The 18,060-nt window shown below is 59.8% G+C and carries 14 protein-coding genes; 4 read left to right on the top strand and 10 right to left on the bottom strand.

The features are described from left to right. Positions 1–55: 55 nt before the first annotated feature. Both N688_RS01660 and N688_RS01655 read right to left on the bottom strand, forming a co-directional pair. Positions 56–1,225, bottom strand: a complete 1,170-nt coding sequence (locus N688_RS01660) for a carboxylate-amine ligase (RefSeq protein ID WP_052887664.1) — start codon at positions 1,223–1,225, stop codon at positions 56–58. Between the two features lie 252 nt (positions 1,226–1,477). After that, positions 1,478–1,888, bottom strand: coding sequence for a cytidine deaminase (locus N688_RS01655; protein WP_052887663.1), 411 nt, complete (start codon positions 1,886–1,888; stop codon positions 1,478–1,480). Positions 1,889–2,254: 366 nt separating this feature from the next. Here N688_RS01655 and N688_RS01650 point away from each other — a divergent pair, with 366 nt between their 5' ends. Together N688_RS01650 and N688_RS01645 are read left to right on the top strand one after the other, a co-directional pair. Then, the gene (locus tag N688_RS01650; RefSeq protein WP_052887662.1) at positions 2,255–2,953 is read left to right on the top strand and encodes a response regulator transcription factor; all 699 of its coding nucleotides are present in this window, start codon (positions 2,255–2,257) and stop codon (positions 2,951–2,953) included. Positions 2,954–3,446: 493 nt separating this feature from the next. After that, positions 3,447–3,722: a helix-turn-helix domain-containing protein gene (locus tag N688_RS01645; protein WP_052887661.1), complete on the top strand. Its 276-nt coding sequence runs from the start codon at positions 3,447–3,449 to the stop codon at positions 3,720–3,722. Between the two features lie 229 nt (positions 3,723–3,951). Here the strand turns inward: N688_RS01645 and N688_RS01640 are convergent, their stop codons facing one another. Together N688_RS01640 and N688_RS01635 are read right to left on the bottom strand one after the other, a co-directional pair. Next, on the bottom strand, positions 3,952–4,800 hold the full coding sequence (locus N688_RS01640) for a hypothetical protein (protein WP_052887660.1): 849 nt from the start codon (positions 4,798–4,800) through the stop codon (positions 3,952–3,954). Between the two features lie 292 nt (positions 4,801–5,092). After that, positions 5,093–6,247 (bottom strand): helix-turn-helix domain-containing protein, encoded by a 1,155-nt coding sequence (locus N688_RS01635; protein WP_052887659.1) that lies wholly within the window; start codon positions 6,245–6,247, stop codon positions 5,093–5,095. A gap of 559 nt (positions 6,248–6,806) precedes the next feature. Between N688_RS01635 and N688_RS01630 the strand changes: the two genes are divergently transcribed. Beyond that, positions 6,807–7,751, top strand: a complete 945-nt coding sequence (locus N688_RS01630; protein ID WP_052887658.1) for a methyltransferase domain-containing protein — start codon at positions 6,807–6,809, stop codon at positions 7,749–7,751. Between the two features lie 567 nt (positions 7,752–8,318). Here the strand turns inward: N688_RS01630 and N688_RS01625 are convergent. Beyond that, the gene (locus N688_RS01625; protein ID WP_052887657.1) at positions 8,319–8,549 is read right to left on the bottom strand and encodes a hypothetical protein; all 231 of its coding nucleotides are present in this window, start codon (positions 8,547–8,549) and stop codon (positions 8,319–8,321) included. Positions 8,550–9,387: 838 nt separating this feature from the next. Here N688_RS01625 and N688_RS01620 point away from each other — a divergent pair. After that, a complete protein-coding gene (locus N688_RS01620) occupies positions 9,388–10,497 on the top strand; it encodes an ABC transporter ATP-binding protein (protein WP_052887656.1) in 1,110 nt (369 codons plus the stop codon). Between the two features lie 162 nt (positions 10,498–10,659). Here the strand turns inward: N688_RS01620 and N688_RS01615 are convergent, their stop codons facing one another. The 5 genes from N688_RS01615 to N688_RS01600 form a co-directional block, all read right to left on the bottom strand. Then, positions 10,660–13,551, bottom strand: a complete 2,892-nt coding sequence (locus tag N688_RS01615; RefSeq protein WP_238321105.1) for a DEAD/DEAH box helicase — start codon at positions 13,549–13,551, stop codon at positions 10,660–10,662. Next, positions 13,440–13,859 carry a hypothetical protein gene (locus N688_RS23450; RefSeq protein ID WP_238321057.1) on the bottom strand — a complete coding sequence of 140 codons (420 nt, stop codon included), beginning with the start codon at positions 13,857–13,859 and terminating at the stop codon, positions 13,440–13,442. Before N688_RS23450 ends, N688_RS01615 begins: the two co-directional genes overlap by 112 nt. After that, a complete protein-coding gene (locus N688_RS22605; RefSeq protein ID WP_156025242.1) occupies positions 13,856–14,101 on the bottom strand; it encodes a hypothetical protein in 246 nt (81 codons plus the stop codon). Before N688_RS22605 ends, N688_RS23450 begins: the two co-directional genes overlap by 4 nt. A gap of 276 nt (positions 14,102–14,377) precedes the next feature. After that, a complete protein-coding gene (locus N688_RS01605) occupies positions 14,378–15,307 on the bottom strand; it encodes a ribonucleotide-diphosphate reductase subunit beta (protein ID WP_052887653.1) in 930 nt (309 codons plus the stop codon). 289 nt (positions 15,308–15,596) lie between these two features. Next, a complete protein-coding gene (locus N688_RS01600) occupies positions 15,597–18,059 on the bottom strand; it encodes a 3-hydroxyacyl-CoA dehydrogenase/enoyl-CoA hydratase family protein (RefSeq protein ID WP_052887652.1) in 2,463 nt (820 codons plus the stop codon). Position 18,060: the final 1 nt, after the last annotated feature.

The raw sequence follows: 18,060 nt of genomic DNA, 5'->3' as shown, positions 1-18,060 counted from the left end.
GTCGTGTCCTACAAGGTCAAGCGCTGGGCAGCCAGAGCAAACCAGCGCCAGAACCTCACTCGGATCGGGTTATCAGGGACTGTCGATCAGACAGGGAGTCGAGCGGGACACCTTCGAGCGTCGTCTCGATCAGGTAGCGGACAACGGCCAGGAAACTGTGAGTTTCGTTCCAGATAGCGATCTGGCGATCAGCACCAGTACCACGGGGGTCATCGAGCAGAAAGCGCAGATAATTGATCTCGCGGCGCGTGCCCAGATCGTCGAGGACATCATCGACAAAGTCGAGCAGCTCATGAATGGCATCGCGCATGGGCAGCGTGCGATGGTTCACGAAATCGATGACCTGCGCATCAAGGCCGTAGCGCATGGCGCGCCACTTATTCTCGTCCAGGTAATCGCGTGGCATGACATGGAGTCCCATCCCATGCTTGTAAAGCCAGGTCAGCTTCGCCACGAGAGCCTGACAGAGCGCCGCCAGCGCCAGAGTATCTTCGATGGTCGCTGGCATATCGAACACGCGAAACTCCAGCGTCTTAAAGAACGGATGGGGGCGGAGATCCCACCAAATCTTTTTAGCATTATCGATGCAGCCGCTCTCAATGAGCGCCTGCACATAGCGATCAAAATCGCCCCAGCTAGGGAAGACCTCCGGCAGGCCGCTACGTGGGAAACGCTTCCAGACGACAGCACGATACGACTTCAAGCCAGTGAAGCGGTTGCCCCAGAAAGGCGAATTGGACGACAGCGCCAGCAGATGAGGCAACCAGGTGCGAACCTGGTTCATCAGAGCAATGGCGATGTCGTTGTTCTCGACGCCGATATGGACATGGAGGCCAAAGATGAGAATCGAGCGACCTACGTCCTGAAATTCCTCTTCAAGCTCGACATAGCGGGGATGGTTCGATCGCTGCTGCTCCTGCCACAAGCCGCCCGGATGCGTGCCAGCACTTACCAGGGCCAGACCCTCCTGACTCACCAGCCGCGCCAGTCGAGCACGCAACTGCTGGGTCTCCAAACGCGCGGCGGTGATGTTGGGATAGATCGGACTGATCAGCTCAATTGTGGACTGCAGCATCTCGGGCTTGAGCTGTTCACCAAATTGGGAGGCTCCTTTCTCAAGGATGGTGTGGACGCCGGGCATAAGGCGGCCTGTCTGTGGGTCGACAAGCTGGAACTCTTCTTCAATTCCGATGGAAGGAGTAGGCAGCTGAAATGTTCGGAACATATGTCCTCCTCAGCGTTGAAGGAACAAGCAACCGGCTGGCAAGGTACACTTCCTAACTGGGGCCGGCATGGCCAGCAATCAGCCATGCTGGAACACGCTGCTTATATTGTACCAGAAATCGATCATTTTCACCAGATATCGTATTGGTGGAGATAAAAGCAAGTGCTGAGGGAAGAAGAGGGTCAGCCGACATCTTGCATGCGAAGCCGGGCCCGGTCGGTCGCCGGGCCGGCAAGCTTTCAGGCGCAGGCACTAAAGGACGAAAGCGTAGGGCAACAGCTCCTTGACCGTAAAGCTTTCTTCCAACCCATCGATATAGATGGTCGCCTGTGGGGCCAGATCGGCCAACCATTGGCGACAGGCCCCACACAGAGTACGCGCCGAAGCGGGAGCGGAAGGCGGCGCATCGATACAGGCGACAGCCACATGGGTGATCTGGCCTGCACCGGCGCTGACAGCCGCAGCCAGGGCCGCGCGCTCGGCGCAGAGCGTCAGTCCATAGCTGGAGATCTCGATATTGACCCCGCGATAGAGCTGGCCATCGGCCACAACAACCGCGCCAACACGGAAATGGGAATAGGGCGCATGGGCCTGCAAGGCCACCGCCCGCGCCTGCGCCAGCAACTCCTCGCGTCCTGGCGCGCTGGACTGGGCACTCGTCATACTGCTCGTACTCCTTCCTCTGGTGAGCTGTTTGCCGCCCCTCCCTCGATGAGGGGCGCGTCACTTGCTGACCCCGCCTTGCCTCACGCAGCCCTCCTCCGGCGTCTGTCCGTCCGATCTGGCCGCTGCAGCGCTGAAGCGCCGGCAGAAGGAGAGAGAGGGCCAGGGGTCCAGGATTGGCACGACAAGGTAGCCAATTAGGTGACTGGTCATAGCCCAGATTGTATCATGCTGTTACTCCCCTGAGCACAACCCGTTACTAGCAGTGAAAGCTCGACCGGCTAGCTACAGCCACGAACACACGCCGATCCGTCCCCATTGGGGGAGAAGAGCAGCTACAGGCTTGCAAATCAGGAGGAAAGACACGTGAAGATCCTGGTAGCGGATGACGACCGCGATATGGTGGACATCCTGAGCTACTGGCTCAAAGGGCATGGCTACGAGGTAGTGCGCGCCTTCGACGGCGAGCAGGCGATCAAGCGCTGGCGCGAGACACTGCCCGACCTGGTGATTCTGGATGTTGAGATGCCCAAGATCGACGGTTTCGAGGTCTGCCGCCAGATGCGCAATGAGACCAATTCAATGGTGCTGATTCTGACAGCCCATGATCAGGAGGAGGATGAGATCCGCGGGCTGGAGTTGGGGGCCGACGACTACCTGCGCAAGCCCTTTAGCCCACGTCAGTTGCTAGCACGGATTAAGGCGATTCTGCGCCGAGCCTCGAATGTGCGCGGCTCCGCCAGTTCGTCAACCATCACAGTGGGACCCTTCTCGCTGGATGCCATGCGCCATGAGGTGGTGCGCGATGGCGTGAAGATCCGTCTGACTCCCACGGAGAGCCGCCTGCTGCATCTGCTAATGACCCACACCGGCCAGGTCCTGACGACCGACATGATCATCGAACGTGTCTGGGGCTACGATGAGGCCGGCGACTCAGGCCTGGTGAAGACCCATATCCGCCATTTGCGCCAGAAGATCGAGCCGAATGCCAACCAGCCACGCTATATTACAACTGTGCCCGGCGTTGGCTATACCTTCACCGCCCCTACACCTGTCGAGTCTTGAGTGAAGGGAGGAAACTTCATTCGCAAGAAGAGGCGCCATCCATCCAACGGCCTGACCCGCCTGTGGTCCAGCTCCGCTGCCAGTATGGCCTCACTCCTCGCTGGGTTGCTCATCTCTCTTCTCTCGCTCGTACGCTCGCTGGTCCGCCCAGCTAGCAGCACCGCAGGCCACGCTCGCTCAGGCTTCCCTCCACAGTGCCTGGCTCGCTCCCGGCAGAGCAGACGCTCTTCAGCCGCACGGCGCTGTACCACGCGGGTCGCCTCTCTTCCTTTCTTTCTCTCTAGCCGCGCTTCCCTTCTAGATAGATGGTTATGAATGCGGAACGATCGGGGCCAAAACTTAACCCGATGTTAACCGGATCTCCATAAAAAAGTGTATCAAAGTAGGTTAGGATAACCAGCGTTGAGGCAATATATCTACATATAGCTCTCAGTATTCAAGAAATGCTCTTCATGAGCGGTGAACTCATCAATCGGTCGTAAGGAGAGAATCGATGGCAATGCCAGTTATGCAAGATGACGATGTGCTGTTGACCTTCAAAGAGGCCATGAACTATCTGCGCGTCAGCCGCTCGACGCTCTACCGCCTGATGTGGTCTGGCCAGCTCACAGGGCATAAAGTTGGCAGCACCTGGCGCTTCTACCGCGGTGATCTGCGCGCCTGCGTGGGGCGCGAGACGCCGACGCCGGTGGCCAAGTTGCAGGCCAAGCTGCAGTCACGCCTCTCGACGCAGAACAATCAGAATGCTACCACGGCGCATAACAGCTAGCCTGTTAGAGAGTCAGAGCACAGAGTTGTAGCTTCACTTACTGGTTTGCGCCCTCCACAGCGAACCGGACGCAGGTAGTCCTGAATGTCCGGTTCGCTTTTTGCTTGCGCGCCTCCTTGCTCTGGTGCCCCCGTTACGCCGACCAGCGAGCAGGCGCTGCCACCAGCCGTCAGCTGTTGCCTCAAGCGCCGGGCCAGAGCCAGGCGGAGACGGGAATCAGGGGGGCTGGTCAGATGCGATCGAAGTCGACGATTTTCCAGGTGTTGCCGACCTGACGTACAGTCAGCAGGACCGTGTAGGACAAGTGACTGCGCATGACATCGACCTCTACGGTATAGGTCGGGCCTTCCTCCAGGCCAAAGTTTGGCAGCGAACGGATGCTATAGCTCAGGAGCGGCCCGTAGCGAGTATCGAAGTCATGGGCCTCCTGGACAAACTCCTGCTGCGTGAGGTGGGCATGGAAGCCCTCAGGTTGCAGATCCTGAAAAGCATGGACGTAGTCCTGACGCTGGATATCGCCATAGTAGTCGTTCACCAGGGCAGTGAGGCCGTTGTATTGCTGCTCAAGCTGATTGAAAGGACCAGCAAAGGCCCAGATGGCGACTCCGATGCAGGCGAAAAAGGCCAGGGCGAGAATCCCGAGCGAGATCCAGATAATGCGTCTCGAGCGTCTTCTGGCGGTCGCGACGGGATCGGGGTCCGCGGGGCGGCCCGGATACGGTAACGGGGAGGGCGCAGGAGGGGCAGAGGGAGCCTTGCCCGCTCGCCGAGGGGCCTCAGCAGAGGTGAGCGGCGGAAAGGAGGAGGGCGGAGCGGGAGTCGCTGGCCGAGCGCTGCGCCTTTCTTCCTCAAGGGCGAGACGCTCATAAAACGCCGGCGGCGGCGGATAGACGAAATCGCTCGTCGCTGGCTCGGCGGCTGCAGCGGGTGATGGTTCTTCTCTTGCCCGCTCCTGCATCTGGCGGGCAGCTCCCCCTGAAGCATTGGCAGAAAGGGAATCAGCAGCGATGGTCGGCTCCGGCTCGCGCTGGCTCTGGCCGCTCCCCTGCGAGGCACCTGCCGGCTCTGGAGACTGCATGAGCTTGCTCCTCAAAGAGAGTCAATTGTCTGAATGCGTGTACCAAAAAGCTAGCAGATCATGCCCCCCCTGTCAAGAAAAATGCTGAGTATGAGCCTCGCTCGAACAAGCAGTACCCAGCCAGCCAGCTTGAGACCTGTCACCAGACCCTGGCCCAGCTCTCCACCAGAATCAGGCTCCGGCCTCGCCCGGCGCTCCAGGTCAGGTACCAGCAGGAAAGGACCAGAGCGAGGACGAGGATGGGCCGCGAGAGGAGAGCGTCACACAGGCGGTGCTCACTCTCCTCGTCGGCTCATGGCCGCTCGCTCGAGAGCGCAAAATGCATGGGGGCCAGCTGCTCAAATTCCTCCTCTATCTCCATGCGCACGCGCTTCTCGGCCTCTGGACGGGAGAGCTGGAAACGGCGCGCACAAGCGATCACCCGATTGACAAAGGTCCGGCTAATCTCCTCGCGCTGCCAGCGAATATCGGGCATTGGACGCAAGTGGATCAGCGAGGGATCATAGAAAGCCGACTCAGGCAGGGCCAGAGCCACCAGCAGAGCATATTCGTTGACAGCTTGACAAACCGGCGGCGAGAAGAAATCAGCCTGGGTACTGGAGGCAATCAGCACCCCAGCGCAGCGGCCCGCGAACAAGACCGGACAGGCACAGGCGCTGCGCTCGAACTCTTCCGCAACAAATTGATGGCGCTGCTCACGGTCCAGCTCGCTCCAGGTTTGGAGGCGCTGGAGCATGGCCGCAGTGCCAGCCAGGGTAGTGCTGCCGAGAAAGGCCCGACTCTCTTGGGTCTCCGACCAGGGGCTGGTCGCTCGGATCTCAGCCTCATAGAGGGAGTGAATGCCATCAGCTCGCGGCGGCATGAGCTCGGCATAGGTTAACGCCAGACCACGCTGCTCGGGATCAAGATGCTTGATGGCTGCCTCGAAAATAAGCTGAATCATCTGCCAGCGCCGGCTGTCACTCTGGACGATCGTCGCGCGCAACTCTAAGACCTGCCGATATAAGTCGCGGGAAACAGTCGGGATCTCACCAGCCGGGGGCAGATCGAGCACATTCGGGAAACTTTGCTCGATAGCCTCCTGCAGCTCGCGACGATGCTCAGGCATTACCTCCAGAATCTGCCTCAAAGAGGAGGGACGCGGCTCGGATTGACCATTCATCCAGCGATAGACCGTATTTTCAGAGACCCCGAGAGAGCTGGCAAACTGGGCGATGCGCGCGCGGTCGCGCTTGAGAATGCGCTGCAGGGTCAGGCTGAAGGGAGTCAGACTTGTGGATGCCGGCATGGCCGATTCGGCAGCGCGGGCCCCGCCCCGGCTCCGCCTGCGCTTGATCACACCAGCATTAGCATGACGACCACGGGTACGCGCCGGAGGACGCGCTTCTGGCCCGGCAGCCCGCTGCCTGCGACGCGGCGGGCGCGAAGAGTCGTGTCCTTGCTTCATGTCAGTCAGTGCTCCTTCCTTACCAGACGGGTGCGCTAGCTAGCCGCCAGATCAGCAGAGGCGCCAGCTGCGGCTACGGGCGAACGGTGCAAACGTGCGTGCGTGCGTGCGTGCGTTGAGAGGCGGCATCGAAGACGTGCCAGTACGTGCTCTCTTCTTGCCTGATATGGTTGCTGGGAAAGGATTTGCCTGAGCCGATTATATCACGTCGATGGAGCAGATTACCAGAGCGTTTTCTTCCATGAACGCATTTTCATGTATCCTTCGATTTATTACAACATTTTAATATCGAGACAGGCAGGCTCACCGCAGATAGGAAGTGGCTTGAGAGGGGGTTACAGCGTATAGCGTGCAGTGTTCGCGCATCGTGTCCACTTGCCAGATTGCATGATAGGGAGCGTTGAAACTTTCGAAGGCTGCCTGGATCATGAACAAAGTATTACAAAATTCCTACAAATGTACACACACTATTGTCTTCTCAGAGGGCTGCATGTTATACTCTCCTCACCATTGAAGAAACCTTTGTTTGCGCCACGTGCGCGAAGGCGAGGATTGTACTATGGCAGCGAATAATCCGGTCTTTGGTAACGAATGCGGGCTTCCTCTGAACGCGGTTGCCTGGTTGGAAATGCACCACCGCTGCAAAGCAGCAGAGCGCGAACAGATGGTGCGCGATCTCCAGCTCAAGGCGGGAAGCCTGGTGGTTGACGCCGGCTGTGGCCCCGGCCTCTGGGTTCCTCTGCTCGCCCAGGCCATCGGCCCCCAAGGACGCATTATCGGCGTGGATATCTCGGTCGAAGCCCTGGTAACCGCCCGGCGACGCAGCGCGGGCACCTGGTACGCCCCCCAGGTCGAGTATAAGCTGGCTCCCTTAGAGCAGCTGCCTCTCGCGCATGGTTCCGTTGACGCCATCTTCAGCGCCAATGTTAGCCAGTATCTGCCTGAACCTGTCAAGACCTTCAAGATGCTCGGTCAGTACCTCGCGCCCGGAGGCCGCCTGATTGTGAAGGATATCGATTTCGGGACACTGCGCTTCCATACGATTGATCCCGCTCTCCAGGCCCGCGTCTTCCAGGCCCGCGAGCGCTGGGAGCGCATTCGCGTCGAGCACGGCTATCCCTTCGAAGATAGCTGGGTCGGCTCAAAATTGGCCGGCTACCTCCGCGAAGCTGGCTATGAGGAGATCGAGGAGAAGACTTATCTGATCCAGCGGCGCTATCCCCTCACACCAGACTACCGCACCTACTTGCAGGGCATCGCTGAATGGTTCGTCTGCGAGGGCGCCCCGGGCCTGAGCTCGGAAGATTTGACCGCCTGGCTCCAATGCTTCTTCGATGAAGAATACAATGTTTTCGATCAAGAAACGTTCCTCTATGAGGAAACTGAGTATGTGGTGAGCGCTGTCTGGCCCGGTCGGCGCCTTTCTCTTGATGAGGAGGCCCGAGTCGCAGTCTCTGCAGAACCAGAACGGCGCCTGCTTTCTCTGGAGGAAGTGCGGCCTTAATCCGGCTGGCGCACCCGCCAGCGGGCCTGTTGAGTCGCCTTCGGCTTTGTGTCCGAGCAATGCGGCAAATGATTGGGTGAGCAAGCCTGTTAGAACGCTGCCTTGATGAAGGATGTGTTCGGAAAATCTTTCATCATCTTCGACTACAGCAAACGTGACCTCGCCGACTCCCTCGCTCGCTCACCTGTGGCCATCAGCGTCCCGCTTGCAGGAGGCTGGCCCGGAGGGTGGGGAGAACAAGGAAGAATCCAGAAAGGGGCACGCTTCTGACAGGCTCAGGCAGAGAGAGCGCACAACAGCAAGGGCACAGCTCAGCTACAGCGCACTGACAGGGGAAACGTCCCAGAATCACTTTCTCTGTCCGCCGCTCGTGGCGATGTAGTGTTTCCGATCCGCGTTGCTCTTCCACAGCAGGCAGGGATGGCTCTCCCTCCATCCCTGCCTTTCTTTCCCTCTATCAGACACAACCCCGGCACCCCAGCCTTTGCTGAATGGCAGACCCCTCTCTCGACCAGAAAAAAAAACGGCCCAGGGGGCCGTTTTGCCTGGAAGAGCCTCGCCGGCTCCCTAGTGCAGGGTATTGAGCCGCTCCGCGATCATCGCAATGGCCGCGTCGCCTACAATGGCCTGGAGCTGGTTGTGAAGCTGGCCCAGGTGCTCCATTCTGGCAGTGATAAAGTCGTGGCGCGAGACACCACAGGCCAGCCCGCTCAGGCCGCGCTGGGCTGCTTCATACTCATCGCTGATCTGCTTGAGTAAGCGCGCGACTTCGCTACCCTGTTCCTTGGTCGTCAGCATGGTTTCCTCCCCTTCTCTGGTCTGGATCAAGCGATCAATAAGGTCTCCAGGGCGATCCCCTGCGGTTGAGCGATGTCAATAGCCACTCAGCGATTGTGATAACAATGTACGCTACTTGTTAGCAACATACTCGGTAACGCACACTCATAGTATGCATGAAAACATCTCCTCTTGTCTAGAGGCAGCCTTACCTTTTTTGAAATTTGACAGAGAGACTACATATTTCAATCAATGTTATGATGGCATTGTGCGCAACGTTATGGCTCTCCATCTACTTTTGTAGGCTAGCAAGCTGACAGCTCGATTACACAGGCTCGCGCCTTCACTCCCGCTCAATCGCCGCTCGCTAGTTAGGACCTTTGGGCTGGTCTTCGGCACCGACGAGCGCTGGCGAAGGTTGATCCTGTCTTGTGTATCATAGTATAGACGAATAAGCAGGCTGCCAGTCAAATACCAGTGCTCGCCTGCCAACTGGGTGGTGCTCTTTCTTCCCCAGCACGGGTCTCGCTGGCCAGACGTCGGCCAGCCACTGGCGCACCTATCCCGAGCGCATATGGCGGCCTGTCGACGCTCGAGGTAGCCCCGCTTTCGTTTGCGCCCGCAAGGAGTGTGCATTGCAATTAGTGGGTATTGTGTATATACTCTACATAGCGCTTGCCCAGGTGGGGGTGAGGAGAATCTCGACCTGGCCCTCTGGGTAACTGGTGCGCGAAGAAGCCCCGTTGACTCCCTTCTGACCTCGCAGTCAGTTGCAACGTGGCACCAAGCGATAGCTCTTCCCCAAAGGCCCTGGCAGATTCAGGAAGGGATCTGCCAGCAAGAGCGAAAAGGAGTTAGTATGGCCCGTGTAAGCTTTGTACACGTTTACAAGCGGTTTGAAAAGGTTGATGTGGTCCGCGACATCAACCTTGAGGTGAAGGACCAAGAGTTTCTGGTCCTTGTTGGCCCATCGGGGTGCGGCAAGAGTACCTGTCTGCGCATGATCGCTGGGCTAGAGGAGCCAACTGCTGGGGAGATCTACATCGGCGATATGCTGGTGAATGGCGTGGAGCCGAAAGAGCGCAATGTGGCGATGGTCTTCCAGAACTACGCCCTCTATCCTCACATGAACGTCTTCGACAATATGGCCTTCAGCCTCAAGCTCCGCGGTGTCTCCCGCCAGGAGATTAAGAAGCGGGTTCAGGACGCCGCTGAGATCCTCGAAATCGCCCATCTTCTCAATCGCAAGCCTAAGGAACTCTCCGGTGGCCAGCGACAGCGCGTGGCGCTTGGACGTGCCATTGTGCGCGATGCGCAGGTCTTCCTGATGGATGAGCCTCTGTCAAACCTGGACGCCAAGTTACGTGTGCAGATGCGGGCAGAGATCATTAAGCTGCACCGGCGGGTGCAGACGACTTTTGTGTATGTGACCCACGACCAGGTGGAGGCGATGACGATGGGGGACCGCATCGTGGTCTTGCATCAGGGGGAGATTCAGCAGATGGGGCCTCCACAGGAGCTGTACGACCATCCGGCCAATATGTTCGTGGCTGGCTTTATCGGCTCGCCGGCGATGAATTTCTTCCCGGGCGCCCAGGTGGCGGACGACGATGGCGGGGTGAGCATCGTGCTGGATGGTTTCGGGCGGGTGCAGGTGCCAGCCTGCTATGTGGAGAAGGCGCGCGCGGCCAAGGGGCGCCAGGTGATCTTTGGTATTCGCCCCGAGCATTTGCGCGATGCTACTCTGCTGCCGGCGGGCGCCGATACGGCTTCCATGATTATGGCTCCGGTCGATGTGGTGGAGCATTTGGGCAGCGAGGTCCAGGTCCATATGTCGGCCAATGGCACCACCGTGGTGGCTCGCCTCGATCCGCGCTCACATCCGGTGGTCGGTGAGCCACTGAAGTTGCACGTTGACACCGATCAGATCCATCTCTTCGACGCCCAGACGGAGAAGGCCTATTTCTAGCGCTCGGGCCCTGATCCGTCGGGATCGCTGGATTGCCTTCTTTTTCCTTTGATCAGGCAAGGCGGGTAAGAGGGTTGATCAACTCAGGCCAGGCTGGTTCTGCTTCCTGCTGTCACCAGCCTGGCTTTTTGTCGGCAGCTTGCTTTCCCCCTGAGACCGCTCCTATCTTGCCCTACTCTCTCCGGTCAGGCTGCCCCAGATCACGCGCAGGTCACGCGCTGTCAGGCCGGTGGGAGCAGTTCTGGCAAGGGCTTCTTGCCATTGAGCTTCGCTGAGACTGTTCACCCAACGACGAATCTGGGAGAAGTTTGCAGGCTCGCCGCGTTCTTCCTTCTTCCAGAGCTGGGCCAGGCCCTCGGCTACGGGGCGCGGTACACCGCTCATGCGCAGCCAGACTGCTTCTTTGCGACGCACGCCGAAGTAGAGCATCGCCGGAACATAGGGGGCCTCGCCGCGGTCGGGCGCTTCCTGGCCGCTGAGATAGATAGTCTCTAAAGCCCCCATCCCCCAGGAAATGAGGCTGAGCTGGCTGAAGAAATCGGTATCCAGCTCGCCAGAAGCTTGCTCAGATGCGGGTTGCTGCTCTGCGAGCCGGGCCAGCACGTGCAGGGGCTGGCCATTGACCCAGGCAGTCATCGTCTGAGCTAGCTGAGGGAGTGAGAGAGGCTTGCGCCGCTTGTTGGAGAGATCAATCTCTGGCAGTTGCGCGATCAGTTGTAAGCGCCTGAAGAGCGGCAGCGGGTCATCACGAAAGAGATGGTCTGGCTGCCAGTTTTCAGGCTGCGTCAGCTCGGGATACTCGCTCCTCTGGGCAAGTAACCAGTTGACGCTTGGGGTGGAAAAACCGGTCTGGTCCGCCAGAGCCAGGTGGCGGTTCGTGCGCAGGGTCTCTAGATAACGATGAGAGAGAATAAAGAGCTTTTTCAGCGCTTCTTCATCCTTTTTCCGAAGTTGATGATAGGCCAGACTGGATTGAATGAGGTCCTCCAGCTCTTCTCTGACGGTCTGGTAGTTAAAAAGGTGCACGGCATGGGCAATAAACTGCAAGAGGGGGGAAAGGAGCCTGTGCTTGCGCACGAAGTCGATGGTGAACTTGGCTTCCAGGCTATCGATCCGGGCGAGAACCTCGATCAGCTGACTGATCACCTGCTGGGCCTCCTGCCGGAGGAAGTTGCGAACATCCTCCTTCTGCTGCGATGTGGACACCGGTAGGGCAACGATGCCGATGCTATCGATAAGGGTCCGCCCGGCCCTGCCAGCAATGTTTCCGAAGTCCTGGAAAGAGAGGTCCTCTGAGCCTTTTTTGAGCGTTTCGATGACTACGGTGGCGATGGGGAAGTGCACACCCTGGGCGAGGGTGGTAGTGCCACAGACGACGTGGACGACTTGGGCGCGAATGAGATCTTCGATGAGCCAGCGTAGCTCAGGGGAGAGGCCACTATGATGATAGGCTACGCCGCGCTCAAGGCAGGCGATCAGGGGGCTGTCTGGCCCCTGTTCGACGGCAATGTAGTGACAGGTGGCATCAAGCAGCTCATGCGAGGCGACCGGCTGGCGCCCCCGACTGATTTGCCGAGCACGTTTGACGGCGGTGAGCGGGCCACGGCAAAGCACCAGCACGCTTCCTCTCTCTGCAAAAATGGCCGCTGCCGCTGCCGAGAGCTTCTCTTTGCTGTTGCGGGGCTGCGCCAGAGGTCCCAGTGTAATCCGTTGCCCCGGTTCGATCTCGGTGGAGTGGATGGAGGGTACTGTTTCAAAGATGAGGCTTCTTTGCTGTGCTGCCTGCCGGCCCGATTCTTCGTAGATGAGGCCTGTTACTTTGCGGCCAGGCTTCCAGTCGAGGACAATAGGCAGCGGAGAGCGGTCATTGCCAAGCCAGCGCAGGAGTTCGTCGGCATTTGGTACGAACGGTGAGAGCAGCAGGAAGCGTGAGCGCGGGAAGTCGCGCTTGATCATACCAAGCAGGAGCTCGAGGCGGAGACCGCGGTCGCCATCGCCGAGGTTGTGGGCTTCGTCGACAATGATCAGAGCCAGGTCCCTGACAACGGGATGACGAGCTCTGATGAGTAAATCAAGTTTTTCTGGGGTGGTGACAAGGACGTCAATAGCGTCCGTAAGCAGGCGGCCCTCGGTCGGATCAAGCTCAAAGGCGGGGACAGTTTGCTCAATGTGCAGGGGACCACCCGGCAGCTCCAGGCCCTGGAAGTCATGGCGCAGGTCAAGGGTGATTTGATTGACCAGGGCGCGCGTCGGCACAACGTAGGCAATGCGCGCCTCCGGCTGCAAGGCTCTGGTCTGGAGCATGACGAATTTGGCTAACAGGGTCTTACCTCCGCTGGTAGGCATCTCGACGACGATTGCACGGCGATAGGTGTCAAGGAGGTGTCGCTCAAGGGCCTGTTGTTGGCCAGGCCAGAGTTCTAGTACTGGTTGCGCACGCGCCCGTGAAGTGAGGGACTCGATGAAGGCGCGCGTGACCGGATCAAGACGCTCGGCATGGGTCCAGAGGGCGTTTTGCACCAGGGCATGACAGCCGAGCCAGAGCAGATCGACCAGATGGGCCAGGGGAACGAGTTGACAGCGTAACAGGAGGGTGACGGCTTCGCTATGGTGACGGTCCAGCCGAAGCCGAAGTCGCTGCGAGCCTGGCTCTTTGCCAAGCAGATAGCTACCCACGAGCGAGATGAGGCGCAGGGCGTGATAGAGGGCCAGCAGCTCGACCGCCACCCAGGGCTGACGCTCCTCCGGTTGCTGCTCTAGATAGCGAGCTTCGCCGCGTTTCTGTTCCTGGCGCAGTTGCTGGACATACTCCAGGGCCTGGTCAATATCGCTCCAGCCGCCGTCTTTTCTGACGAGCAGGAGGAAGGCGCAACAGATGCGTTGGAGCAGTCCGTCGCGCCAACGGTCTCCCAGGTCGCTGCTCGGATCAAGCCGGAAATGGCTCAGGTCAAGCCGCACTTCGGCGTTGCGCTCTCCCAGGAGGCCAGCAATCCCCAGACGAAAGGCCAGGTTGAGGGCCGGAGGCAGACCTTCTTCGGCCAGCTCTTGCTCGATGAGCTGCAATCCAGGATGGGCAGGATCGGCGGCTCTCTCTCCCCGAGGCAGAAAGGCAAGCGCCCGCCAGCAGGCATAGGCGGTGCGAAAAGCGTCAATGGCCCCCTCGCGATCTTCGTCATGTCCGTTGAGGACGTTATGCCCTCTACCTCATGCAGGTAGCCATACTGCAGCATGGTCTTGAGCTGTTCTCGATCATACTGGCCATCGTCGTGGGACAGAGCAATCCGCAGCGTGGTGCGACTGTCAATTGCCCGAATCGCCTGATCAATCGCCAGCTCGTGGGTCAGGTCACGCAGCGCCTTCATGAGGACCCTTCTCCTTTCTGCTGGATCAGCGCATACCATCTCTTGACGATAGCCTCGATGCGCCCAGGCATACGCACAATCAGGAAGCGAACAGCTCCAGGCGCATAGTGCTCGGGCTGACGCCGAAAGGCTCCGAAATCAGTCATATAGTAATATTCTTGTGGGCGCACCAGGACACTGCAGACGACAAGCTGAATTGACTCTATTTCCCCTTTACTAAGATAAAGTATAATACGTATCATTAGATCCTTTGTCTTCTGACTCTTACTGGTAATCTTGTGTAATTATCTGCAAGATATGATGGGAGAGGTGGGGCTTTTCAGCAGATTATATTCGCAAGCGGAATAACTGAATAACCAAGAAGAATCTGGCAGCCTGGCATCTTCACGACTGGCAGGCCAGGCAGACAGATTCTCCTCGGCTGTGACTTTCAAAGGGGGGCACGGGCCTCCACACCCCCACAAAGACCCGCGCCTCCTTGCTCTATCGCTAGCTCAGCTCGCTCGCCTCAAGCCAGGCTAGGCAACCGCTGGCAGGAAGTCAGAGGGAACGCCGATGACCTTGAGCTTCTTGCGCAGCGAGTTCATGCCAAACCTGAGGAGTTCGTCGGGGTCTTCGCCAAAGCTGCTCAACAAGGCACGCTGGAAGTCCGAGAGATAGAGGATGTCGTGAATCTGCGGCATCCATTTCTGGATGGTGTCACGAATGACTCCGGCATAACGGGCATCCTCCTGCACCATGTCGCGTAGGAAGCGCACGCCGAAGAGGACGTGGCGCGATTCGTCGCGGGCAATGGCGTTGAAACCTTGCTGGAAGCCCGGATACCAGCCCATGCGCTTGTTGCGGTTGAGCATGCTGCGCTGGCCGGCCAGGGCCAGGGTGCCTTCGGTGATGATGTGGTAGAGGGTGACGCCTTCGACCAGGTGCTCCAGCTTCTCCGGCTCGGCCTGGATGCGCTGGCCAATCTCGACCAGGCCCTCCATCAGGACCTGCCGCTCGCTTTCGCGCAGCAGGGGACGGATCTGGACAAGCAGGGCCTCGATGTCTTCGCCCTCAAAGCCCAAAGCCTCGCGGAAGAAACGGTCAAAGAAGACGGAATGGCGCGCTTCGTCAACGAGCTGGGTGGTGAGAAAGATGCGCTGCTCTTCTTTGGGGGCAGCGGCGCAGTAGGGGATGAGGGTATGAGTGACGCTGACTTCCCCCTGGAAGAAGACGACGAAGCCGCTGATGTGCACCGGACGAGCCGCCTCCTCGATCTGGCCCCATTGCTGGCGGTCAGCGCTGAAGTCGATGTCCTGGGTGCTCCATTGCTGCTTCTCCCAACGCTGGTACAGCTCGCGATAGGTCGGCAGGTTGACGAGCTTTTCATCGATCTCGCCAACGATGATGGCGTCTCCTCCCAGTTGACCAAGCTCTTTGAGTGAAGCCTTGCTGATGTCGATCGCCATGACGGACTCGGCTCCTTTCCTTTCCTTGCGGCTAGGCCTCCGCTTCTGCGCGGAGGCGATCCTGCTTTGCTGTCCTGGTGCACTTGGCTGGCAGCGCTGCACCGCTCCGGGATGACCTCGCTCGGGGAGAGTAGACGCGCTTGCCCGCGAGGCGGCGGTCGCTGCGGCGACCTGGGGCCGCCGCGCGCTGCGTCGCACGCGGCCTGACCCCAGGCCCGCTTTGCTTGAGCTTGGCCCGATCAATGCGATGTTGTTGGTTGCTCGTTTGTTCGCTCGCTCGTGAGCAAGGTTAGTTGCGCAGGGGCTTGCCAGTCATGAGAATGGCCTGCATGCGCTCCTGTGTCTTCTCCATGCCGCAGAGGCTCAGGAAAGCCTCGCGCTCCAGATCGAGCACCTGTTGCTCGGTCAGGGGCGTCAGCGGCGAGGTGTTGCCACCGGTGACGATGCGCGCCAGGTGGCGCCCGATGACGGCATCGTGCTCGGTGATCTTGCCCGTGAGGAGCATGTTGTCAATCTGCTGCTCCAGCACCAGGCGCCCACCTGGTCCGGGCAGCAGCAGCATGGCCGGCTGCGGTGGCTGCCAGCGTCCCGCTTCGCGCGCTTCAGCCAGGCGCAGGGCGTCGGCCTTAGCGTCGCGCAGCAGGAGATCGCGATTGGTGGTGATGCTGTCGCTCTTGCGCAGGAAGCGGTATTCCTGGGCCTCGACAGCGCTGGTGGCGACAGTGGCCATCGCCACGATTTCAAAGACGCGCCGCGGGGCGGCAAATGGTCCCCCAGCACTACGCGATTGCTGATCTTCGAGACGGGCCCCGTGGCGTAGCAGCAGCTCTTTGACGCCGCCCCCACCCGGGATGAGACCGGCCCCGACTTCGACGAGGCCGATGTAGGTCTCGGCGTGGGCGCGGACGTGGCTGCTGTGCATGACGATTTCACAGCCACCACCCAGGGTGCGCCCGGTGGGCGCGACCACAACCGGGATGGGGCTGTACTTGAGAAGCATATTGACCTGCTGGAAGGAGTTGACGGCCTGCTCCAGCATCTCCCATTGGCCGTTACGCGCGCCGACGAGCATGAGGAAGAGGTTGGCCCCTGCCGAGAAGTCCGGGGCATCGTTGGCGATGACAATGGCCCGGTACTGCTTCTGTCCCTCTTCGACGGCGTAATGGAGCATCTCGATGATGTCCTGGTCGATGGCGTTCATCTTGGTGTGGAATTCGACGCAGACAATGCCATCGCCCAGATCGATCAGCGAGGCCGAGCCGTTCTCGCGGATGACCTTGCTTTGGGCTTTGGCCACGCTGAGGGAGATGCTGCCGCCCAGTTGTGGCAGTGGCTGGTAGCTGCCGCTGCGGAAGTCGAAGTAGCGCCGCTGCCCAATGGGGCCGCTGTAGAAGCAGCCTTCTCCCTGGGTGATGACCTGGCTCACCAGCTCAGGGAGACGGGAGCCGTGCTTTTCGACCAGGGCGCTGAGAGTGGCCGGCGCCTGCTCTTCGCTGACGTCTTTAAAGGATGGATGGGCCCGCAGCACACGATAGAGTGTCTCGGGATGCGCCAGGAGAATGTCCCAGCCTTCGAAGCTGCCGAGATCGAAGTTGAAGCCCCAGCGCATGGCCTGGTCGACGGCGACGATGCTGTCGGCAATCTCTGGGGCCAGCTGCGCGGCGTAGATGAGCGAGTCAGCCAGGGTCTCGCGCGCCAGTTGGGCCGCCCGATCGTTGCCATTGAGGACGGTCAACATGCGCTCGGCAGGATCGTCGATGTTGCGCGCGGCCCCGATGGATTCGAAGCGTGGCTTCTGCTGCGGCTGGTATTCGAGGGTCTGCAGGTTCAGTTCAAGAATGGTGGACTCGCCACCGGGGTTCTTGATGCGCTTGTAGAAGCCCTGGCCGCTCTTCTCTCCCAGCCAGCCGCGCCGTACGAGCTCGCGCACGACTTCGGGCACGCGGAAGACTTCGCGCTCGGGATCGTCGGGGGCGTTCTCGTAGATGTTGTCGGCGACGTGGACCAGGGTGTCGAGGCCAGAAAGGTCGGCGGTGCGGAAGACTGCCGATTTGGGTCGCCCCATGCTGGGGCCGAGAATGGCGTCGACTTCGCTGACGCTGTAGCCCTCTTCGAGGGCCCGGCGAATGGTCGACAGGAAGCCGTAGACGCCGATGCGGTTGGCAATGAAGTTGGGTGTATCTTTGGCCAGGACGACGCCCTTGCCCAGTACCTCGGTGGCAAACTCCTGCATGAAGCTGACCAGCTCCGGGTCGGTCTGCTGGTCGGGGACGATCTCCAGCAGGCGCATGTAGCGCACCGGGTTGAAGAAGTGGGTGATGAGGAAGTGGCGACGGAAGCGCTCGCTGCGCCCGGCGGTCAGCAGGTGAGCTGGCAGACCAGAGGTGTTGGAGCTGACGATGGTGCTCTCCCCTAGCAGCGGCTCCAATCTGTCATAGAGTTGCTGCTTGACGTCGAGGCGCTCAAAGACGGCTTCGACGATCCAGTCGGCCTGCGCTGCTTCTTGCAGGTTGTCTTCGATGTTGCCAACAGTGATGAGCCTGGCTTTTTTCGGACTGTAGAAGGCGGCAGGGCGAGCCTTGAGGGCGCGCTCCAGGCCGGTGCGCGCGACACGGTTGCGGTCCGCGCCAGCGTCAGGCGGCACGATGTCCAGCAGGAGGCTGGGAATGCCGACGTTGGCGAGATGGGCGGCGATGGCGGCCCCCATGACGCCGGCCCCGATGACCGCTGCTTTGCGAATCTGGTACCCCATG

The sequence above is a fragment of the Thermogemmatispora carboxidivorans genome (assembly GCF_000702505.1).
GTDB classification, from domain to species: Bacteria; Chloroflexota; Ktedonobacteria; order Ktedonobacterales; family Ktedonobacteraceae; genus Thermogemmatispora; species Thermogemmatispora carboxidivorans.
The sequence above is the reverse complement of the archived record's forward strand: the minus strand, read 5'-3'. Positions and strand labels throughout refer to the sequence as shown.